Origin of the sequence: Serratia sp. FS14 (assembly GCF_000695995.1) — a bacterium.
Classification (GTDB): domain Bacteria; phylum Pseudomonadota; class Gammaproteobacteria; order Enterobacterales; family Enterobacteriaceae; genus Serratia; species Serratia nematodiphila.
Genome location: NZ_CP005927.1, coordinates 1764580 through 1784646, shown reverse-complemented (window position 1 = coordinate 1784646; position 20067 = coordinate 1764580). Strand labels below are relative to the sequence as shown.

The 20067-nt window shown below is 61.1% G+C and carries 20 protein-coding genes; 12 read left to right on the top strand and 8 right to left on the bottom strand.

All coding sequences use genetic code 11. The annotated features are described in order from the left end of the window. Positions 1–106: 106 nt before the first annotated feature. On the bottom strand, positions 107–2545 hold the full coding sequence (gene hrpB / locus L085_RS08055) for an ATP-dependent helicase HrpB (protein WP_193378778.1): 2439 nt from the start codon (positions 2543–2545) through the stop codon (positions 107–109). A 190-nt stretch (positions 2546–2735) separates the two neighbouring features. Between hrpB and thpR the strand changes: the two genes are divergently transcribed. The 6 genes from thpR to folK all read left to right on the top strand — a co-directional run bounded on the left by thpR (position 2736) and on the right by folK (position 7714). Beyond that, positions 2736–3278, top strand: coding sequence for an RNA 2',3'-cyclic phosphodiesterase (gene thpR, locus L085_RS08050; protein ID WP_044030507.1), 543 nt, complete (start codon positions 2736–2738; stop codon positions 3276–3278). Further along, positions 3275–3982 carry a DNA/RNA nuclease SfsA gene (sfsA, locus tag L085_RS08045; protein ID WP_004937572.1) on the top strand — a complete coding sequence of 236 codons (708 nt, stop codon included), beginning with the start codon at positions 3275–3277 and terminating at the stop codon, positions 3980–3982. The genes thpR and sfsA overlap by 4 nt, the downstream gene beginning before the upstream one ends. A gap of 183 nt (positions 3983–4165) precedes the next feature. Beyond that, positions 4166–4621, top strand: coding sequence for an RNA polymerase-binding protein DksA (dksA, locus tag L085_RS08040; protein ID WP_004937569.1), 456 nt, complete (start codon positions 4166–4168; stop codon positions 4619–4621). A gap of 72 nt (positions 4622–4693) precedes the next feature. After that, positions 4694–5605: a tRNA glutamyl-Q(34) synthetase GluQRS gene (gluQRS, locus tag L085_RS08035; RefSeq protein ID WP_004937564.1), complete on the top strand. Its 912-nt coding sequence runs from the start codon at positions 4694–4696 to the stop codon at positions 5603–5605. A gap of 292 nt (positions 5606–5897) precedes the next feature. Further along, positions 5898–7214, top strand: a complete 1317-nt coding sequence (pcnB, locus tag L085_RS08030; RefSeq protein ID WP_004937561.1) for a polynucleotide adenylyltransferase PcnB — start codon at positions 5898–5900, stop codon at positions 7212–7214. Beyond that, the gene (gene folK / locus L085_RS08025; RefSeq protein WP_004937558.1) at positions 7214–7714 is read left to right on the top strand and encodes a 2-amino-4-hydroxy-6-hydroxymethyldihydropteridine diphosphokinase; all 501 of its coding nucleotides are present in this window, start codon (positions 7214–7216) and stop codon (positions 7712–7714) included. The genes pcnB and folK overlap by 1 nt, the downstream gene beginning before the upstream one ends. A 5-nt stretch (positions 7715–7719) precedes the next feature. Here folK and qseC read toward each other — a convergent pair whose 3' ends face one another. Both qseC and qseB read right to left on the bottom strand, forming a co-directional pair. Continuing rightward, positions 7720–9078 carry a quorum sensing histidine kinase QseC gene (gene qseC / locus L085_RS08020; protein WP_044030506.1) on the bottom strand — a complete coding sequence of 453 codons (1359 nt, stop codon included), beginning with the start codon at positions 9076–9078 and terminating at the stop codon, positions 7720–7722. Continuing rightward, entirely contained in the window at positions 9075–9737 is a 663-nt protein-coding gene (qseB, locus tag L085_RS08015; RefSeq protein WP_015379027.1) for a quorum sensing response regulator transcription factor QseB, read from the bottom strand. The genes qseC and qseB overlap by 4 nt, the downstream gene beginning before the upstream one ends. A 166-nt stretch (positions 9738–9903) precedes the next feature. Between qseB and panB the strand changes: the two genes are divergently transcribed. From panB to panD, 3 genes are all read left to right on the top strand, one after another. Further along, on the top strand, positions 9904–10698 hold the full coding sequence (gene panB / locus L085_RS08010) for a 3-methyl-2-oxobutanoate hydroxymethyltransferase (protein ID WP_004937548.1): 795 nt from the start codon (positions 9904–9906) through the stop codon (positions 10696–10698). A gap of 23 nt (positions 10699–10721) precedes the next feature. Continuing rightward, positions 10722–11576, top strand: coding sequence for a pantoate--beta-alanine ligase (panC, locus tag L085_RS08005; RefSeq protein ID WP_015379028.1), 855 nt, complete (start codon positions 10722–10724; stop codon positions 11574–11576). A 145-nt stretch (positions 11577–11721) separates the two neighbouring features. After that, on the top strand, positions 11722–12102 hold the full coding sequence (gene panD, locus L085_RS08000; protein ID WP_004937544.1) for an aspartate 1-decarboxylase: 381 nt from the start codon (positions 11722–11724) through the stop codon (positions 12100–12102). A gap of 34 nt (positions 12103–12136) precedes the next feature. Here panD and L085_RS07995 read toward each other — a convergent pair whose 3' ends face one another. The 3 genes from L085_RS07995 to L085_RS07985 form a co-directional block, all read right to left on the bottom strand. Then, positions 12137–13417 (bottom strand): polysaccharide deacetylase family protein, encoded by a 1281-nt coding sequence (locus L085_RS07995; protein WP_044030505.1) that lies wholly within the window; start codon positions 13415–13417, stop codon positions 12137–12139. Between the two features lie 177 nt (positions 13418–13594). Next, positions 13595–14365: an ABC transporter permease gene (locus L085_RS07990; RefSeq protein ID WP_004937535.1), complete on the bottom strand. Its 771-nt coding sequence runs from the start codon at positions 14363–14365 to the stop codon at positions 13595–13597. Further along, a complete protein-coding gene (locus tag L085_RS07985; protein ID WP_021504747.1) occupies positions 14362–15285 on the bottom strand; it encodes an ABC transporter ATP-binding protein in 924 nt (307 codons plus the stop codon). The genes L085_RS07990 and L085_RS07985 overlap by 4 nt, the downstream gene beginning before the upstream one ends. Before the next feature lie 210 nt (positions 15286–15495). Here L085_RS07985 and can point away from each other — a divergent pair, with 210 nt between their 5' ends. Continuing rightward, positions 15496–16152, top strand: a complete 657-nt coding sequence (can, locus tag L085_RS07980) for a carbonate dehydratase (RefSeq protein WP_015379031.1) — start codon at positions 15496–15498, stop codon at positions 16150–16152. Positions 16153–16190: 38 nt separating this feature from the next. Here the strand turns inward: can and hpt are convergent, their stop codons facing one another. Both hpt and cueO read right to left on the bottom strand, forming a co-directional pair. Next, positions 16191–16727, bottom strand: coding sequence for a hypoxanthine phosphoribosyltransferase (gene hpt / locus L085_RS07975; protein ID WP_048234659.1), 537 nt, complete (start codon positions 16725–16727; stop codon positions 16191–16193). Positions 16728–16825: 98 nt separating this feature from the next. Beyond that, positions 16826–18493: a multicopper oxidase CueO gene (gene cueO, locus L085_RS07970; RefSeq protein ID WP_044030504.1), complete on the bottom strand. Its 1668-nt coding sequence runs from the start codon at positions 18491–18493 to the stop codon at positions 16826–16828. Positions 18494–18710: 217 nt separating this feature from the next. On the opposite strand from cueO, the gene L085_RS07965 reads away from it, so the two are divergent. Both L085_RS07965 and speE read left to right on the top strand, forming a co-directional pair. Continuing rightward, positions 18711–19058: a YacC family pilotin-like protein gene (locus L085_RS07965; protein ID WP_004937515.1), complete on the top strand. Its 348-nt coding sequence runs from the start codon at positions 18711–18713 to the stop codon at positions 19056–19058. A 125-nt stretch (positions 19059–19183) separates the two neighbouring features. Then, positions 19184–20047: a polyamine aminopropyltransferase gene (gene speE, locus L085_RS07960; protein WP_044030503.1), complete on the top strand. Its 864-nt coding sequence runs from the start codon at positions 19184–19186 to the stop codon at positions 20045–20047. Positions 20048–20067 lie beyond the last annotated feature (20 nt).

The following is a 20067-nucleotide window of genomic DNA, read 5'->3' as shown; positions in this document are numbered from 1 at the left end:
CCGAGCTTGCCGACACTGCCGGCCGTGATTAGTCGCTTAATCTGTGCCGACGCCGCAGCGCTGACCAGAAGAAACATCTGAATTCCAAACCTTGAATGATCGCGACCTACTGATATTTCTTCGTTCGGCGCGTCGGTACCGCCGTGGCCGGATCGTCCGGCCACACGTGTTTCGGGTAGCGGCCCTTCATCTCTTTTTGCACCTCGCGGTAGGCGCCTTGCCAGAAGGCCGCCAGATCGCCGGTGATTTGCAACGGCCGGTGCGCCGGTGAGAGTAACTCAAGCACCACCGGGATGCGACCCTCCGCCAACATCGGGCTGCGCTGCTCGCCGAACATCTCCTGCAAACGCACCGCCAGCGCCGGCGGTTTGCCGGCCTCATAACGGATCGGCAGGCGGCTGCCGGTCGGCACAGTGTAATGAGTGGGTAGCGCATTATCCAGCCGCTGCTTTTGCTGCCAGTCCAGCAGGCGGGACAACGCCTCGGCGAGGTTGACCTGCTTCAAGCCACGCAGATCGCGCACGCCGTTCAGCGACGGCAGCAGCCACTGATCCAGCGCCGCCAGCAGCGGCTCTTCATCCATCGCCGGCCACTCCGCCTCCGGCAGCCAGGCTTGCGCGCACTGCAGGCGCACCCGCAATTGTTCGGCGGCGCCCTCCCAGTTGAGCACCGCCAGCCCCTGCGCGCGCACCCAATCGAGCAGCGCCTGCTGCAGCTCTTCGTCCGCCGGTTTGGCCAGCGGCTGAGCGCGCAGCGTCAGACGGCCGATCTGCTGGCGCTTCCAGGCGCGCAGCGTGCCCTTCTCTTCATCCCATTCCACCGCCGTGCGCTGCATGACCATCGCCGGCAGCTGCGCCGCCAGTGCTTCGATGTCCACCGGCAACGCCAACAGGATACGCGCATCGGGGCTATTGTGGCCCTGCAACAGGCTGGGGACGATCAGCCAGGGCGTGCGCGACAGCGCCTCATCCTGGTTCATCGCCGCCCCCATGCCGTTAGCCAGCAAGTAGCGGCCGTCCTGACCGCGACGCTGGGCGATGCGATCGGTAAATGCCAGCGCCAACAGCCGCGGCGCCAAATCGGCGTCAACTTGCCCCGCACGTTGCGGCAGACGTTTGGCCAACTGCGCGGCGCGCTGCCGCCAGTTCGGCTGCGGGCGGCTCAGCCAATAACCGATATCCATCTGCCCGCCGCGCGGCGGTTCTTCCAGCAATGCCGCCAGCAACGCGGCCGTCGCCAGGCCGTCGGCGCTCAGCGCCGCGCCGGCGACCAGCATCGCCGCCAGCCGCGGTTCACATCCCAATGCGGCCATCTGGCGCCCCGGCGCGGTGAGTTTATCGCCGTCATCCGTGGCCCCCAGCCGCTGCAGCAACACCCTGGCCGCCGCCAATGCCGCCGCCGGAGGCGCGTCAAGCCAGGTCAGCTGCGCCGGATCGTAGCAACCCCACTGCAGCAGCTCGAGCCAGAAGCCGGTGAGATCGCTCTGTAAAATTTCCGGCTCAGCATGTTCCACCGCGCGTTCCGCCTGCTCTTTGGCGAACAGATGCCAGCAAAGGCCCGGTTCCAGACGCCCGGCGCGCCCGGCGCGCTGCACCATCGAGGCCTGACTGATGCGCTGTGTCGCCAGCCGCGTCAAGCCATTGCGCACGTCGTAACGCGCCACGCGCTCCAGACCGCTGTCCACCACCAGCCGAATGCCCTCGATCGTCAGGCTGGTCTCGGCGATGTTGGTCGCCAACACCACCTTGCGGCGGCCCGGCGCCGCCGGCTGAATCGCTTTTTGCTGTTGCGCCAGCGGTAACGCGCCATACAGCGGGCAAAGATCGGTATCGCTCGCCACCTCGCCGGTCAATCGCTCCAGCACCCGATTGATCTCCGCCACGCCCGGCAGGAACAGCAGCAAAGATCCCGGCTGTTCGGCCAGCATGCGTTTCACCGCCGCCGCTACGCCATCCTCCAGCCGCTGATGGCTGGCCAACGGCTGATACTGGCGCTCAACCGGGAAACTGCGCCCCTCGGACACCACCACCGGCGCCTGCGGCAGCAGCTGCGTCATACGGGCGTTATCCAGCGTGGCCGACATGATCAGCAGTTTCAGATCGTCGCGCAGCCCTTGCTGCACGTCGAGCAGCAGCGCCAGCGCCAAATCGGCCTGCAGACTGCGTTCGTGAAATTCATCGAGGATCACCAGCGACACGCCCTGCAGCTCGGCATCCTGCTGCAGCATGCGGGTGAGAATGCCTTCCGTCACCACTTCCAGCCGGGTCTGCGGCCCGCTTTTGCTTTCGGCGCGCATGCGGTAGCCCACGGTCTGACCAGGCTCCTCCCCCAGTTGCTGCGCCAGGCGATAGGCGACGTTTTTCGCCGCCAGCCGCCGCGGCTCCAACATGATAATGCGCCCCGGCAACCCGGCCTTAGCCAGGATCTGCAGTGGCAGCCAGGTGGATTTACCGGCGCCGGTCGGGGCGTGCAACAGCACCTGCGGGGCAGACTGCAGCGCAGCCAGCAACTCATCGAGCACCGCGCTGACGGGCAATGAAGACACTGAATTCTCCGTAGTGGTTAGCGTTAAACGGCGTACAGTGTAGCATTAGCTTTGTCCCCGTAGCCTTTCAAACTGCGGCGTCGTTAGCTATAGTACGGAGCTCATTCGTGCGCCGCGCCACTCGCGGGGCCGCTGCCAGTAACGTTTACCGCTGTTCCCGACCGTTTTGTCATGCATTTGCCGAGTCCTTATGTCCAATTCGCGCCGCCTGTTTTTCGCCCTGTCCTTGCCTGACGCCCTGCAACAGCAGGTGATCCGCTGGCGCGCCGAGGCGTTTGCGCCGGAGGCCGGCCGGCCGGTGGCGGCGGCCAATTTGCACCTGACGCTGGCGTTTCTCGGCGAGGTCAGCGCGCAGAAAGAACTGGCGCTGCGCAAACTGGCCGGCCGCATCGCTCAACCCGGCTTCAGCATGCGGCTCGACGATCTCGGCCATTGGCCGCGCCCCGGCGTGGTCTGGCTCGGCACCCGCCGCGCGCCGCGCGGGCTGCTGCAGCTGGCCGAGCTGCTGCGTTCGCAGGCCGCACGCAGCGGCTGCCATCAAAGCGCGCTGCCGTTCCATCCGCACATCACGCTGCTGCGCGCCGCCACTCAGCCGGTGGCGATCCCGCCGGCGACGCCGGGCTGGGCGTTCAGCGCCGACGCCTTTTCCTTATATGAGTCGGTGTTCGAAAACGGCCGCACCCGCTATCAACACCTCGAACAGTGGCCGCTGGCCAAACAGGCATCCGCATGATTTTCTCTCCACCGCTGCGTTCCGCTACGCTGATCAAACGTTACAAACGCTTTCTGGCGGACGTGATCACCCCGGAAGGGGAAACCTTTACGCTGCACTGCGCCAATACCGGCGCCATGACCGGCTGCGCCACGCCCGGCGACACCGTTTGGTACTCCACCTCGGACAATCCCAAGCGCAAATACGCCCACAGTTGGGAGTTGACCCATACCCAACAGGGGCACTGGATCTGCGTCAATACCCTGCGCGCCAACGCGCTGGTGCGCGAGGCGATTGAACACAATTTAATCAATGAATTATCCGGTTACAGTAAAATCAGCGGCGAGGTGAAATACGGCGGTGAAAACAGCCGTATCGATTTGTTATTACAGGCAGAAAATCGGGTTAACTGCTATATTGAAGTTAAGTCAGTCACATTACTGCAACAACAACGTGGTTACTTTCCTGATGCGGTAACGCTCAGAGGGCAAAAGCACCTGCGTGAGTTGCTCAGCGTGGTTGAAAGCGGGCAACGGGCGGTGTTGTTCTTTGCCGTGTTACACAGCGGTATTGAGCAGGTCGCACCGGCACATCATATAGATGAGCGCTATGCGGCGCTGTTGGCACAGGTCCGGCAGTTGGGAGTGGAAGTGGTTTGCTACGGGGCAAAGTTATCACCTGACGGTATTTATCTCTGCGATAAGCTGCCGTTTTTTATCGATTAGCGCAGTCGGGTCCCTATAAATAGACAACCGGCCAGCACGATCGCCAAATACGCCCTCCTTCACACGATTGTCAAGCGGGCGACAGGAATAATTGCCAACCTACCTTCCTTCTGTTATTTATAGCGGCCTGTTTTTCCCCCGCATTGGGGATTCGATAGTGCGTGTGTATGTAGGAGAAGCAACATGCAAGAAGGGCAAAACCGTAAAACCTCGTCCTTGAGCATTCTCGCCATCGCTGGGGTGGAGCCGTACCAAGAGAAGCCGGGCGAAGAGTACATGAACGACGCCCAGTTGTCGCATTTCAAGCGCATTCTTGAAGCGTGGCGCAACCAGCTCAGGGACGAAGTGGACCGTACTGTATCGCATATGCAAGAAGAGGCAGCCAACTTCCCTGATCCGGCCGACCGTGCCACTCAGGAAGAAGAGTTCAGCCTTGAACTGCGTAACCGTGACCGTGAACGCAAACTGATCAAAAAGATCGAGAAAACGCTGAAGAAAGTGGAAGACGATGATTTCGGCTACTGCGAATCTTGTGGCGTGGAGATCGGTATTCGTCGCCTCGAAGCGCGTCCGACCGCCGATCTGTGCATCGACTGCAAGACGCTGGCTGAGATCCGCGAAAAGCAGATGGCCGGCTAATACCGTTGTTATCGCTGCGGCGTGCGCACCCGCGTGCGCCGCACAGAGAAAAGGGAACCTCTCCCCTCTGATATGCAAGAAAGTCATTATGTGGGGCGCTTTGCCCCATCGCCTTCCGGGGATCTGCATTTCGGTTCGCTGATTGCCGCTCTGGGAAGCTACCTTCAGGCTCGCGCCCAACGCGGGCAGTGGCTGGTTCGCATCGAAGATATCGACCCGCCGCGCGAAGTCCCCGGCGCCGCCGCTCGCATCCTGTCTGCGCTGGAACATTATGGTCTCCACTGGGACGGCCAGGTCATCTATCAATCCCAACGTCACGACGCCTATCGCGCCGCGCTGGATCTGTTGCAGCGCCAGGGGCTCAGCTATTACTGCACCTGCACCCGCAGCCGCATCCAGCACATCGGCGGATTGTACGACGGCCACTGCCGCGATTTGCAGCTAGGCCCGCAGGGTGCCGCTATCCGCTTGCGTCAGACCGCCCCCGTTTACCGGTTCCACGATCGCCTGCAGGGAGAATTGCACGCCGATCCGGCGCTGGCGGGGGAAGACTTTATCATTCGCCGCCGCGATGGGCTGTTCGCCTACAACCTGGCGGTGGTGATCGACGACCATTTTCAGGGCGTGACCGAGATTGTCCGCGGCGCCGATCTGATCGAACCGACGGTGCGCCAAATTGCCCTCTACCGCCAGCTGCAGGCGCCGGTGCCCGCCTATGTGCATCTGCCGCTGGCTCTGGGCGCCAACGGCATCAAGCTGTCGAAGCAAAATCATGCGCCGGCGTTGCCCGCCGGCGATCCGCGCCCGGTGCTGATCGCCGCGCTGAAATTTCTGCGCCAACCGCTGCCGGAAAGCTGGCAAGATCTTGACCTGCCATTATTATTGAGCTGGGCGATCGAACACTGGCGGTTGGAAAACGTGCCGCGTCAGGAGGCTATCCCTCTGGATGAAAACACGCCGGCATTCTCAAAGGAGCCATGGTGAGCTATGATTAGCCGCTATTTTTTGTTAGCTCCATTTTTATCAGTCACTATCGAGGTGTACCATTTTTACCCGAGTAGCCAACTTCTGTCGTAAGGTACTGACCCGCGATGACAAGCTGCCCCGCGACGACGCGGCGGCCGGCGATAAAAACGTAGTCCGCGAAGAGCGTGCCGCGGCGCCAAGCCGCCCTGCGCCGCAGCCGCGCGCCGCCGATAACGGCAGCAACGCCCCTGCCCGCCGCTCAACGCCGCGCAAGCGTCCGCCTTTTCCTATCGCCGAGAGCAACGACTCGATGACCGTGATCCCGCGCGAACAGCACTCGATCTCCCGTAAAGACATCAGCGAGAATGCGCTGAAAGTGCTTTATCGCCTGAACAAGTCCGGCTACGAGGCTTATCTGGTCGGCGGCGGGGTGCGCGATCTGTTGCTCGGCAAAAAGCCGAAAGACTTCGACATCACCACCAACGCCACGCCGGAGCAAGTGCGCAAGCTGTTCCGCAACTGCCGCCTGGTCGGCCGCCGTTTCCGCCTGGCGCACGTGATGTTCGGGCCGGAGATCATCGAAGTGGCCACCTTCCGCGGTCACCACGAACAGAATCAGGAATCCGACAAGAATTCCTCCCAGCAGGCGCAAAACGGCATGCTGCTGCGCGACAATATCTTCGGTTCGATCGAGGAAGACGCCCAGCGCCGTGATTTCACCATCAACAGCCTGTACTACGGCGTGGCGGATTTCACCCTGCGCGATTACGTCGGCGGCCTGAACGATCTGAAGCAAGGCGTGATCCGCCTGATCGGCGATCCGGAAACCCGCTACCGCGAAGATCCGGTGCGCATGCTGCGCGCGGTGCGCTTCGCCGCCAAGCTGGACATGCGCATCAGCGAAGAGACCGCCGAGCCGATCCCGCGTCTGGCTTCGCTGCTGCATGAGATCCCACCGGCGCGTCTGTTCGAAGAATCCCTCAAGCTGCTGCAGGCGGGTTACGGTTTCCAGACCTACCTGAAGCTGTGCGAATACCAGCTGTTCCAACCGCTGTTCCCGCTGATCGCCCGTAACTTCACGCCGAACCACGATACGCCGATGGAGCGCATTCTGGTGCAGGTGCTGAAGAACACCGATCACCGTCTGCAGAACGACATGCGCGTCAACCCGGCGTTCCTGTTCGCCGCCATGCTGTGGTACCCGCTGCTGGAGCATGCGCAGAAGCTGGCGCAGGAAAGCGGCCTGGCCTACTACGACGCCTTCGCGCTGGCGATGAACGACGTGCTCGACGAGCAGTGCCGCTCGCTGGCCATCCCGAAACGCATCACCACGCTGGTGCGCGATATCTGGCAGCTGCAGCTGCGCCTGTCCCGCCGCCAGGGCAAACGCGCGCACAAACTGATGGAGCATCCGAAATTCCGCGCCGCCTATGATTTGCTGGCGCTGCGTGCGGAAGTGGAAGACAATCAGGAAATGTTGCGTCTGGCCGAGTGGTGGGGCGAGTTCCAGGACGCCACGCCGGCGCGGCAGAAAGCCATGTTGAGCACCCTGGGTGACGATCCGGCGCCGCGTCGCGCGCGTCAACGCCGTCCTCGCCGCCGGGCACCGCGTAAAGAAGGGGCATAATGATCCGCGTTTATATCGCGCTGGGCAGCAACCTGGCGCAGCCGCTGCAACAGGTTAACGCCGCGCTGGAGGCGCTGGAGCATCTCCCGCGCACCCGGCTGGTCACCTGTTCTTCGTTTTACCGCACCAAGCCGCTGGGGCCGCAAAACCAGCCGGACTTTCTCAATGCGGTGGTGGCGCTGGATACCCTGTTGCCGCCCGAACAGCTGCTCGACCATACCCAGGCGATAGAACGCAATCAGGGGCGCGTGCGCAAGGATGAACGCTGGGGGCCGCGCACGCTCGATTTGGACATCATGCTGTACGGCGACAAGGTGATCCATACCGATCGCCTGACGGTGCCGCATTACGGCCTGAAAGAGCGCGAATTCATGCTCTACCCGCTGGCAGAAATCGCCCCCGATCTGATTTTCCCCGATGGCGAACCGCTCGCCAGCTGCCTCAAGCGCGTGCCGGAAAACGGCATGGCGCTGTGGCACTCGCCAAAACCGAAATCCTGACCCGCCTACAGCGCCAGCCGCGCGACAAATCCCCCCGCCGGGCGATTGGCGAAACTGATCTGTAAACCATGCAAGCCGGCAATACGCTGTACGATCGAGAGCCCCAGCCCGCTGCCGGTTTGTTCCTGCCCCGGCGGGCGATAGAAGCGCTCTCCGAGCCGCACCAGATGCTCCGTGGTGACACCCGGACCGTCGTCCTCCACCGTCAGTGAACGTTCGCTCAACGTCACAGTGACGACGCCGCCCTGCGGGGTATAGCGCACCGCGTTGTCCAGCAGATTGCGCAACAGCAGCGACAGCAGCAAGGTTTCTCCCTGACGCGGCGGCGGCGTTCCCCGATGTTCATAGCGTAGCGTCACGCCCGCCGCATGCGCCTGCCGGTCCTGTTCCGCTAGGGTCATCGTCACCAGATTGTTCCAGTCGATCGGCGCCAGTTCGGCCAGATCCGACAGCGAATCCAGCCGCGACAGCGTGAGCAGCTGATCCACCAGCCGGGTGGCGCGATCGATGCCGACCGTCAGATTGTCCAGCGCATGCTCGCGCATCGGCGCATCGTCCCCCGCCAACTGCACCACTTCGGTCTGCACCCGCAATGCCGCCAGCGGGCTGCGCAATTCGTGCGCGGCATCGGAGGTGAAACGCCGCTCCCGCACCAGTAAAGCGTTGATGCGGGCGAACAGCGCGTTGAGCGCATCCACCAGTGGGCGCACCTCGGTCGGCACCTGGCGCGCGTCCAACGGCGTCGCATCATCGGGCGCGCGCCGGCGCAAACCGGCCGCCACCGCGCGCAGCGGCCGCAGCTCGCGCCCGACCATCAGCGCGATCAGCAGCATCAGCACCGGCAGCGTCGCCAGCCAGGGCACCAGTTGGCCGGTCACCATGCCCAGCGCCATATCGCGCCGGTAATCCCACTCCTGGCCGACCACGATGCGGTAGCGCCCGTCCGGGCTGGTCAGCCACACCAGGCGCCAGCTGTCGTCATCGCCTTTGCGCTCGCCGTCGGTAAAACCCTCACGCTCTCCGTCAAACAGGAAGTCGGCACCGTTCTCGCCGTCGTTGAGCAGCATCTTGCCCTGGCGATCGAAGATGGCGAACGCCAGCGCGTCGTCGTCCTGCTCGCCGCGCTTGCCGTGATGCACCAGCTTCTTGGTTTTCGGCAGGCTGCGCGCGCTTTCATCGGCCAACAGATCGCCGAGGTTGGCGGTCGCCAGCCGTTTGGCGAACAGCATCTGTTGGGTGTCGAACACTTCGTTGATGGTGTTGCGCGACATCACCCAGGCCACCACGCTGGCGGTGCTCCAGGTCAGCAGCGCCAGCAGGCTGAAGATCAGGATCAGACGCAGCCGCAGGCTGAGACGCTTCACGGCGCATCCCCCAGCGTGTAACCCACGCCGTGGATGGTACGGATGAAGCCGTTGCCCAGCTTGCGCCGCAGGTGGTGAATATGCACCTCCACCGCGTTACTGCTCACTTCGTCGTCCCAGTTGTACAGTTTCTCCTGAATCAACGGCCGCGCCAGCACCCGCCCCTTGTTGTGCAAAAACAGCTCCAGCACCGCCAATTCGCGCGGCGTCAGCGTCACCGGCTCGCCGTTGCAGCTCACGCTGCGGGTGGCGCTGTCGAACACCACGTTGCCGTGCGTCAGCTGCGGCATCAGTTGGCCGTGGCGACGGCGGATCAGCGCCTGCAGCCGCGCCGCCACTTCGGCCAGCGCGAACGGCTTGCACAGATAATCGTCGGCGCCGCTTTGCAGCCCGCTGACCCGCTGCTCCAGCGCATCGCGGGCGGTGAGGATCAGCACCGGCACGTCCTGCCCGGCCTGGCGCCACTCGCGCAGCAGATCCAGGCCGTCGAGGCCCGGCAGGCTGAGATCGAGGATCACCGCGTCGTACGGCGCGCTGTCCAGCGCATTTTTGCCGACGGCGCCGTCGGTGAACCAGTCCAGATTGAAGCCGAGTTTGGTCAGCCCGGCCTTGATGCCGTCCCCGATCAGTTTGTCATCTTCGATCAACAGAATTCGCATGAGTATCCCTTTTGAGTCTTGGCGCCATTGCACCACAAGGTTCTTAAGAACCGCTTAAGCATGGCGATCCGCGCTACCCACCCCGATCGGGTTACAGTAGAATGACTGCACTTTTTTGCAGCCTGGGCCTGCGTACGCCGCACGGCCCGTTTCAGGAGACGTTGTGATGAAACCCACCACCGTGACCCACTTGCGCCAGTGGAAACAGGAGCAACGCAAGTTTGCTACCCTTACCGCCTACGATGCCAGCTTTGCCAAACTGTTTGAAGAGCAAGGCATCAAAGTCCTGTTGGTGGGCGATTCGCTGGGCATGACGCTGCAGGGCCACGACTCCACGCTGCCGGTCACCGTCGCCGACGTGGCCTATCACACTCGCGCCGTGCGCCGCGGCGCGCCGGCCTGTCTGCTGCTGGCCGATCTGCCGTTCATGAGTTACGCCACCCCCGAACAAACCTTCGCCAACGCCGCCGAGCTGATGCGCGCCGGCGCCAACATGGTGAAACTGGAAGGCGGCAGCTGGTTGTGCGACACGGTGAAAATGCTCGCCGAGCGCGCGGTGCCGGTATGCGGCCACCTGGGCCTGACGCCGCAGTCGGTCAACGTGTTCGGCGGCTATAAGGTACAAGGGCGCGACGAACTGGCCGCCAAACAGCTGTTGCAGGACGCGCAGAATCTGGAGCTGGCCGGCATTCAGCTGCTGGTGCTGGAGTGCGTGCCGACCGAGTTGGCGCGCCAGATCACCGAAGCGCTGTCCATTCCGGTCATCGGCATCGGCGCCGGCAACGGCACCGACGGCCAGATCCTGGTGATGCACGACGCCTTCGGCATCACCGGCGGCCACACGCCGAAGTTCGCCAAGAACTTCCTGGCGCAGAGCGGCGATATCCGCACGGCGGTGCAGCACTACATTCAGGAAGTGGAGCAAGGCCTCTACCCGGCGGCTGAACACTCTTTTAACTAAGCGATGGTTCCAGGAGTCACCCAATGATTATTATCGAAACCCTGCCGATGCTGCGTCAGCAGATCCGCCGCTGGCGCCAGGAAGGCAAACGCATCGCGCTGGTGCCGACCATGGGCAACCTGCACGACGGCCACATGACGCTGGTCGATGAAGCGCGCGCCCGCGCCGACGTGGTGGTGGTGAGCATCTTCGTTAACCCGATGCAGTTCGATCGCCCGGACGATCTGGCGCGCTACCCGCGCACGCTGCAGGAAGACAGCGAAAAGCTGACCCGCCGCGGCGTCGATCTGGTGTTCGCGCCGGCCCCGGCCGCGGTTTATCCGCAGGGCCTGGAGCAGCAGACCTACGTCGACGTGCCGGGCATCTCCACCATCCTGGAAGGCGCCAGCCGGCCGGGCCACTTCCGCGGCGTTTCCACCATCGTCAGCAAGCTGTTCAACCTGGTGCAGCCTGATTTGGCCTGTTTCGGCGAGAAGGATTACCAACAGCTGGCGTTGATCCGCAAAATGGTGGCGGACATGGGTTACGACATCGATATCGTCGGCGTGCCGACCGTGCGCGCCAAAGACGGCCTGGCCCTCAGCTCGCGCAACGGCTACCTGACCGCCGAAGAGCGCAAGGTAGCGCCGCAGCTGAGCAAGATCATGAACGCGCTGGCGCAACAGCTGGCCAATGGCGAGCGCCAGATCGAAGCGCTGCTGGAGCAGACCGCCGAGCAGCTGCGCGCCGCCGGCTTTACGCCGGATGAGCTGTTTATTCGCGACGCCGACAGCCTGCAGCCGCTGACGGTGGACAGCCAGCGAGCAGTGGTGCTGATGGCAGCCTGGCTGGGCAAGGCGCGTCTTATCGACAACCAGCAGGTCGACCTGACGCTGTAAGCCGTTTTTTATACTGTCGTCACCCAGAAGACCTGACCATTGGTAGACAATGGCGGAGCAATCGGTGACGATAGAGATTGCAGGGATGCAGGAGAGATGTTCAACCCCAGCGCCTGTGAAGGCCGATATTCAGTTAGGTAAAGCTATGATACGTACTATGCTGCAAGGCAAGCTGCATCGCGTCAAAGTCACTCAGGCTGACTTGCACTATGAAGGATCCTGCGCCATCGACCAGGATTTCCTGGAGGCCGCCGGCATTCTGGAATATGAAGCGATCGATATTTACAACGTGGATAACGGCCAGCGCTTCTCCACCTACGCCATTGCCGCCGAGCGCGGTTCGCGCATCATTTCGGTCAACGGCGCCGCCGCGCGCTGCGCCTGCGTCGGCGACAAACTGATCATCTGCTCCTATGTGCAAATGACCGACGCCGACGCCCGCCAACACCACCCGAAAGTCGCCTATTTCGAAGGTGACAACAACCTGCAGCGCAAGGCGAAAGCCGTGCCGGTTCAGGTCGCCTGACAATAAAACGGGCGCCTTGCGCGCCCGTTCTTCCTTATTGCACCACCACCGTGCCCGGCTTGTTGGCTATCCGATCCGCCATGGTCTGGATCGAGTCGGTGCGCAGAATATACAGCCGCTTTAGCGTATAGGGGTTATCCCCCGGCTTTACCTTGCCCTGCACCGTGGTCACCGCCAGATGGAAACCGGCGTCCTGCGCCGCCTGAATCGCCCGTTGGTTATAGCCGCCGAACGGGTAAGACAGATACAGCACGTGCGGATTGAACTGGGACAGCGCGCGGCGTGAGCGCTCAAAATCAAACTCGATATTGTGCAGTGAACGGCTCAGCAAAATCGGCTGGCGATTACCGTCGGTGCGGTGCAGGAAATGGGTATGCGACTGCACGTCGAACACGTCCTGAATCTGCTTGAGCTCCGAGACGCTCATAAACTGCAGCGAGTCCGGGTTCCATTTCTGCGGATGACGCTTGATGCGCGAAGAGATGATGAACGCCGTGGCGCGGAAACCGTAATCCTTCAATACCGGGTAAGCGTAGCGATACACCGATTTCAGCCCGTCGTCGAAGGTCAGCACGACCGCCTTGCCCGGCAGGTTGATCTGATTTTTCAGGTAGGCTTCCAGCTGGTACAGCGAAATGGTGTCGTAGCCCGCCTGCTTCAGGTAGGTCATCTGGTTGCTGAACGCCACGTCTGAAGTGGTGGTCGAGGTGTGGCGGAAGCGTTTGTTCTCTTCGTTTTTCAGCAGGTGGTGGTAAGTCAGCACCGGTATGCCGTTATCGATCTCGCAGTCCAACTCATTAATGAACCCCAGCCGCTCGCCGATGTTGACCTCGTACCAGGTGTTGTTCAGGCGATCCTTCAGCTTACCGATGATCGGATAGCGCAGGTTGCCTTCCAGCGTGCCCAATACCTCGCTGTCCTTGTCCGCTGCGGTGTATACGTCGATCGTTTTTTGCGTGATCAGATTCTGGTTGGTCAGTGGTTTGTTCAGCTCGCCCAGATCGTCTTGCACCTTGCGCGACTTCTTCAATTCACGCACGTCGTCTTTATCGATAAAGCCGGTACCGTGCCCGAATTTGAATTCGTAGTATTCCGCATCCGCCGGGAAGACTTGGATCAGTTGCCCGCGCTTCACTTCCCCTACCGGGATCACATGCTCGCCCACCAACGCATAGACTTCGCTATCGCGCTGCGCTTCCATGTATTCAGATTTAACCGCGCTGTCTTCCGACAGCAGACTAGCCAGGCTCACAGGGGAAACCAACGACATCAGAATGCCGAGCAACCCAGCCGTTAACGTGTATTGAGACCGCATGATGATGTTCTGCTTACGAGTGCGTAATGACAAAAGTGGAGGAAATGTGGAGCGCCAGCATAGCACGATTTGAACAGCGGGGAACTAGCGGTTATTTGAGCAATTCTATTGATTTACACGCCGCCTGCGCCAAATCAAGAAAAGCGCCCCCGCCGGGAAAGCGAGGGCACGATACGATCAGCTGCGCAGGCCGCGGCCGCGCTCGATCAGGTACCAGGACAGCAGGTAAAACACCGCGATAAACGCCACCAACACCGCCATGGTGAACGCCAACGGCACGTCGTTGATGCCGAGGAAACCGTAGCGGAAGCCGCTGATCATATAAACGATGGGGTTCAGCTTGGACACCGCCTGCCAGAATGGCGGCAGCAGCGACAGCGAGTAGAACACCCCGCCCAGGTAAGTCAGCGGCGTCAGCACGAAGGTCGGGATCAGGCTGATGTCGTCGAAAGTAGTGGCGAACACCGCATTGATCAGCCCCGCCAGCGAGAACAGGATCGCCGTCAGCAGCAGCGTCAGCGCAATCACCCACCAGGCGTGCACCTGCAGCGGCACGAAGAACAGTGAGATGATGGTCACCAGCACGCCGACGCAGATGCCGCGCGCCACGCCGCCGCCGACATAGCCGGCGATCACCACGTGGGTCGGCACCGGCGCCACCAGCAGTTCCTCAATGTTGCGCTGAAACTTGGCGCTGAAGAACGACGAGGCGACGTTGGCATAGGAGTTGGTGATCACCGCCATCATGATGAGGCCGGGCACGATGAACTGCATGTAGCTGAAGCCGTGCATATCGCCAATGCGCGAGCCGATCAGGTTACCGAAGATGATGAAGTACAGCGTCATGGTGATCACCGGCGGCACCAGGGTCTGGATCCAGATGCGCGCGAACCGGTTTACCTCTTTGGCCCAGATGCTCTGTAAGGCCACCCAATACAAACGCGTCATGCTTTCTCTCCATTGCCGTTAACCAGGGTGACAAACAGCTCTTCCAGGCGGTTCGCCTTATTGCGCATGCTCAGCACCTGCACGCCCTGCGCGCTCAGCTGGGCGAACAGGCCGTTCAGCCCTTGCTCGCGCATCACCTCCACTTCCAGCGTCGAGGTATCCGTCAGGCGGCTGTGGTAACCGTCCAGCTTCGGCAGCGGGCTCTTCGCCGCCAGATCGAGGATGAAGGTTTCCGACTTCAGCTTGGCCAGCAGCCCCTTCATCGAGGTGTTTTCCACCAGTTCCCCGTTCTGGATGATGCCGATGTTGCGGCACAGCATTTCCGCCTCTTCCAGATAGTGGGTGGTGAGGATAATGGTGGTGCCCTGGGCGTTCAGATCTTTCAGGAAGCCCCACATCGAGCGACGCAGCTCAATATCCACCCCGGCGGTCGGCTCATCGAGGATCAGCAGCTTCGGCTGATGCATCAGCGCGCGGGCAATCATCAGGCGGCGCTTCATGCCGCCGGACAGCATGCGGGCGCGCTCGTTGCGCTTGCCCCACAGATCCAGCTGATTGAGGTATTTTTCGGCGCGCGCCATCGCTTCACGCCGCGTGACGCCGTAGTAACCCGCCTGGTTCACCACGATCTGCAACACGGTCTCAAACGGATTGAAGTTGAACTCCTGCGGCACCAGGCCGAGCTGGCGCTTGGCGTTGACGATGTCTTTATCGATGTCGTAACCGAATACCCGTACGCTGCCGGCCGTTTTGTTCACCAGCGAGCTGATGATGCCGATGGTGGTGGACTTTCCGGCGCCGTTTGGCCCCAGCAGGGCATAAAAGTCCCCCGCTTCGACGCTCAGGTCGATGCCGCGCAGCGCCTTGACGCCACCGGCGTAAGTCTTGGTCAGCTGCGCTAATTCCAGTGCATAATTCATATGTAAAATAGTACCTTATAACGATGAGTATGCCGCCACTCCCCTGTTTGCGAGGCTTGAAACACTAACGATAATCCTAGCATCGGCGACGTTTTCACTGCGTCGAATCCGTGCGCTAAATGAGGCTGCACCACTGTTCCGATTTCCAAATTGTGACGCTTACCCTATATTACCCCAACGCAATCTGTCCGTTACGGGTCAATCACCTCCATGAAAGAAATCGAAGAGCTTATCGCCAACAACCAGGCCTGGTCGGCCAATATCAGTCAGGAAGACCCGGATTTTTTTGAACGTTTAGCCCAGGCGCAAAAGCCCCGCTTCTTATGGATTGGTTGCTCTGACAGCCGCGTTCCCGCAGAACGCCTGACCGGCCTTGAGCCGGGTGAACTGTTCGTCCATCGCAACGTGGCAAACCTCGTTATCCACACCGATCTTAACTGCCTGTCGGTGGTGCAGTATGCAGTAGATGTGCTGGAAGTCGAACACATCATCATCTGCGGCCACCTGGGCTGCGGTGGCGTGCAGGCGGCGGTGGAAAACCCGGAGCTGGGTTTGATCGACAACTGGCTGCTGCACATTCGCGATCTGTGGTACAAGCACAGCTCGCTGCTGGGCGAGCTGCCGCCGGAACAGCGTTTCGACATGCTGTGCGAGATCAACGTCATTGAACAGGTGTACAACCTGGGCCACTCCACCATCATGCAATCGGCCTGGAAGCGCGGCCAGAAGGTGATGATCCACGGTTGGGTGTACGGCATTCAGGACGGCCGCCTGCGCGATATGGAAGTGCTGGCGACCAGCCGCGAGAGCCTGGAGATGGGCTACCGCAAAGCGATAGCCAAACTGAAGCAGGATAAAGGCGTATAACCCCGCCGCGGGCGCGGCTTGCCGCGCCCCACATCCAATTACTCGTCCAGCAGCACCACTTTGCCGACGTACGGCAGGTGACGATAACGCTGAGCGTAGTCGATGCCATACCCCACCACGAACTCATCCGGGATCGAGAAGCCGACATATTCAACCGGCACCTGCACTTCACGGCGCTCAGGTTTGTCCAGCAAGGTGCAAATCGCCAGCGATTTCGGCCCGCGCAGCGCCAAAATCTCGCGCACCTTGTTCAGCGTATTGCCAGAATCGATGATGTCTTCCACGATCAGCACGTCTTTGCCGCGAATGTCTTCGTCCAGATCCTTGAGGATCTTCACGTCGCGGGTGGTGGACATGCCGCTGCCGTAGCTGGAGGCGGTCATAAAGTCGACTTCGTGCGGCACGTCGATCGCGCGGCAGAGATCGGCCATGAACATGAAGGAGCCGCGCAGCAGCCCGACCAGCACCATGTCGCTGCCGCTGTCGCGGTAATGTTCGGTGATCTGGCGGCCAAGTTCGGCGATACGGGTCTTAACTTCCTGCTCGGAAATCATTACGTCTACAGTGTGTTTCATAGTATTCAGGTCAGTTGCCGGAAGAAAGGTGCGGAGTTTAGCATAGCCTTTCGCCGGTGGCGACGCGAGCGCACCGCCACCTGAGCGATGAACCGCGATCATTCGTCGACGGTAAAGCCCATCATCATGCCGGTATCTTCGTGTTCCAACAGGTGGCAGTGGGCCATATACGCATGTTCGCTGCTTGCCGGATGATCGAAGCGCACCAGCACTTCGCTGCGCCACCCTTCGACGCGCACCGTGTCCTTCCAGCCGCTGCGATGCGCCGCCGGCGGTTTGCCGTTTTCCGACAGGATACGGAACTGGGTGCCGTGAATGTGGAACGGGTGCAACATCATGTCGCCCTCGCCGGAAATGGTCCATTTCTCATACTGGCCGCGTTTGGCGGCGAACATCGGCTTGGTCATGTCGAAGGCCTTGCCGTTGATCATGTTGCCGTGGCTGAAGTCGAACGGTTTGGCTTTGCCCTGCGCGCCGCCGTGATCCATCCCGGCCATCTTGCCATGATCCATGCCTTTCATGTTGCCGTGATCCATGCCCTGCATGCCGCCCTTTTCCATGCCTTTCATGTTACCGTGGTCCATGCCTTTCATGTCGCCACCGCCCATCGCGCCATGATTCATGCTCATGCCGGCCATCGCCTGGTGGCCATAACGATCCATCAGCGCCTGCATGCCGAGCATATCCAGCTGCGGATCCATCATCAGCTGCAGCCAACGCTCCTGGATGCCGGCGGTGGCAGGCAATGTCGGCAGCTTCACCAGGCTGTCCGGCATGGTTTTGATGCCCTGCGCCAGCGAGGGCTGAATGCGCAGCACCGGCAGCGGCCGATCGAACGGCGCCAGCGTCATGCCCATCTGTTTCACCGGCAACGTCACGATATCGAACGCTTTCCCGTCGGAGGCATCGACCAGCACTTCAAAACGCTCGCCCATCAGCATCGGCAGCTCGGTCAGCTTCACCGGCTCCGCCAGGAAACCGCCGTCGCTGGCGATGACGTACAGCGGACGGTTGTCACTGGCCGCCAGATTCAGCGAACGGGCGTTGCAACCGTTGAGGAAACGCAAACGCAGCCAACCGCGCGGCGCCAGATGTTGCGGATACTGCGCGCCGTTGGTGAACATGCGATCGCCAAACCAACCCACCGCCGCACTCATCACGTCCAGGCGGTATTCGATCTGCGCGTCTTTGCCCAGCCGCTTATCCTGCAGGATCACCGGAATATCATCCTGCCCCCAAGTTTTCGGCAGCGGCAGTTTGGCGCTTTCGTCGTCTTCCAGCAGCACCAGCCCCGCCAGCCCCATCATCACCTGGCTGCCGGTTTTACCGTGGGTATGCGGGTGGAACCAGCAGGTGGCCGCCGGTTGATCAACGGTGAAATTCACCGTGCGCGTCGCGCCGGGATGGATCAGCGCCTGCGGGCCGCCATCGACGTCGCCGGGAATTTCCAGACCGTGCCAGTGGACGGTACTGGCCTCCGCCAGGCTGTTTTTGATATCGACCGTCACCGGCTGGCCACGCTGCAGCTTCACCGCCGGCCCGAGCAGCGCGCCGTTGAATCCCCAGGTTTTGGTCGCGGCGCCGGGCAACCAGCGGGTTTCCCCCGCCTGCAGCGCCAGCGCAATCTTTCCCTGCGCGTCCGGCATCAATAGCGGCGGTACCGGCAGGGCCGGCCTATCGGCCGCCCAGGCGGCTCGGCTCCATAACGGCAATGCGCTCGCCGCGCCCAGCGCGGCAGTTAATTTAATAAAATCACGGCGTAACATCGCTGACTCCCTTTTCTCAGTGACATAACTCAATGCCGCCAGCCTAAACCTTCCCCCAGGCGGAAGGTCAAGCCTTTCCTGGCGGTATTTTAAGCTATGCCTCACAATCAAGAGAGTGTGACTGGCAAGCGCGACGCCGGCCCGCCGGCAATAAAATTTGGTGCCTTTACAGACAAGTGTGGTAACGTCTGCAGACGACAAACAGGCCTATTTCATGATGAAAAAAACAACGTTATCGATGCTGTTGCTGGCGATGCTGGGCTTCTCCAACGCCAGTCTGGCGCTGAATGAATCCGAGGCGGAAGATCTGGCCGATCTGACGGCGGTATTTATTTATTTGAAAAATGATTGCGGCTACAACGATTTGCCAAACGCGCAAATCAAACGCGCCATTGTCTATTTCGCGCAACAAAACCGCTGGGATTTGAGCAACTACAACAGTTTCAATATGAAGGCGCTGGGCGAAGACAGCTATCGCGATCTCAGCGGCATCGCCATTCCAACGCCCAAGAAGTGCAAATCGCTGGCGCGTGACTCGTTGAGCCTGCTGGCCTACGCCAATTAATTCTTTCCCCTTCTCCCATCCGCTTAACGCTCTCTCTGTCTGAAATTCAACCGTGCATCGCCAGGCAGAGTTAGCTATGATGTTGCGCCGATTTTTCATGGCTGTTATTACGGAGTTTCCCGCACATGACCCAGAAAGAAATTTGGTACGAAACGCTGCATACGGGCTTCGGCCAGTACTTCTCGGTAGAGAAGGTGCTGTACCGCGAGAAGACCGATCATCAGGATCTGGTGATCTTCGAGAACCCAGAGCTGGGGCGCGTGATGGTGCTCGACGGCGTGGTGCAAACCACCGAGCGTGACGAGTTCATCTATCACGAAATGCTGACCCACGTGCCACTGCTGGCGCACGGCCGGGCGAAGAAAGTGCTGATTATCGGCGGCGGCGACGGCGGTATGCTGCGTGAAGTCAGCCGGCACCCTGGCGTGGAGCAGATCACCATGGTCGAGATCGACGCCGGCGTCGTCGAGTTCTGCCGCCAATACCTGCCCAACCACAGCGCCGGCGCCTATGACGATCCGCGCTTCAAGCTGGTGATCGACGACGGCGTCAACTTCGTGAATCAAACCGACGAAACGTTCGATGTGATCATCTCCGACTGCACCGATCCGATCGGCCCCGGCGAAAGCCTGTTCACCTCGGCGTTTTATGAAGGCTGCGCCCGCTGCCTGAATGAGGGCGGCATTTTCGTCGCGCAGAACGGCGTCTGTTTCCTGCAGCAGGACGAGGCGGTCAACAGCCACGCCAAACTGAGCCGCTACTTTAGCGACGTCAGCTTCTATCAGGCGGCGATCCCGACCTATTACGGCGGCATCATGACCTTCGCCTGGGCGAGCCAGGACCCGGCGCTGCGCCAGCGCGATCTGCCTGCCCTGCAACAGCGCTTTAACCAAAGCGGCCTACACTGCCGTTATTACAACCCGGCAATTCACGTCGGCAGCTTTGCCCTGCCGCAATATTTACTCAATGCCCTGAACGTAACACGTTAAGCGAGAAGATAAAGGAGGTG

Bases quoted from the DNA above. Each gene is read 5' to 3' on its own strand.
- hpt (WP_048234659.1), bottom strand. From the start codon at position 16,727: ATGAAACACACTGTAGACGTAATGATTTCCGAGCAGGAAGTTAAGACC.
- gluQRS (WP_004937564.1), top strand. From the start codon at position 4,694: ATGCAAGAAAGTCATTATGTGGGGCGCTTTGCCCCATCGCCTTCCGGG.
- L085_RS07985 (WP_021504747.1), bottom strand. From the start codon at position 15,285: ATGAATTATGCACTGGAATTAGCGCAGCTGACCAAGACTTACGCCGGT.
- dksA (WP_004937569.1), top strand. From the start codon at position 4,166: ATGCAAGAAGGGCAAAACCGTAAAACCTCGTCCTTGAGCATTCTCGCC.
- sfsA (WP_004937572.1), top strand. From the start codon at position 3,275: ATGATTTTCTCTCCACCGCTGCGTTCCGCTACGCTGATCAAACGTTAC.
- panC (WP_015379028.1), top strand. From the start codon at position 10,722: ATGATTATTATCGAAACCCTGCCGATGCTGCGTCAGCAGATCCGCCGC.
- pcnB (WP_004937561.1), top strand. From the start codon at position 5,898: ATGACCGTGATCCCGCGCGAACAGCACTCGATCTCCCGTAAAGACATC.
- L085_RS07990 (WP_004937535.1), bottom strand. From the start codon at position 14,365: ATGACGCGTTTGTATTGGGTGGCCTTACAGAGCATCTGGGCCAAAGAG.
- qseB (WP_015379027.1), bottom strand. From the start codon at position 9,737: ATGCGAATTCTGTTGATCGAAGATGACAAACTGATCGGGGACGGCATC.
- can (WP_015379031.1), top strand. From the start codon at position 15,496: ATGAAAGAAATCGAAGAGCTTATCGCCAACAACCAGGCCTGGTCGGCC.
- L085_RS07965 (WP_004937515.1), top strand. From the start codon at position 18,711: ATGAAAAAAACAACGTTATCGATGCTGTTGCTGGCGATGCTGGGCTTC.
- thpR (WP_044030507.1), top strand. From the start codon at position 2,736: ATGTCCAATTCGCGCCGCCTGTTTTTCGCCCTGTCCTTGCCTGACGCC.
- panD (WP_004937544.1), top strand. From the start codon at position 11,722: ATGATACGTACTATGCTGCAAGGCAAGCTGCATCGCGTCAAAGTCACT.
- panB (WP_004937548.1), top strand. From the start codon at position 9,904: ATGAAACCCACCACCGTGACCCACTTGCGCCAGTGGAAACAGGAGCAA.
- L085_RS07995 (WP_044030505.1), bottom strand. From the start codon at position 13,417: ATGCGGTCTCAATACACGTTAACGGCTGGGTTGCTCGGCATTCTGATG.
- cueO (WP_044030504.1), bottom strand. From the start codon at position 18,493: ATGTTACGCCGTGATTTTATTAAATTAACTGCCGCGCTGGGCGCGGCG.
- folK (WP_004937558.1), top strand. From the start codon at position 7,214: ATGATCCGCGTTTATATCGCGCTGGGCAGCAACCTGGCGCAGCCGCTG.
- speE (WP_044030503.1), top strand. From the start codon at position 19,184: ATGACCCAGAAAGAAATTTGGTACGAAACGCTGCATACGGGCTTCGGC.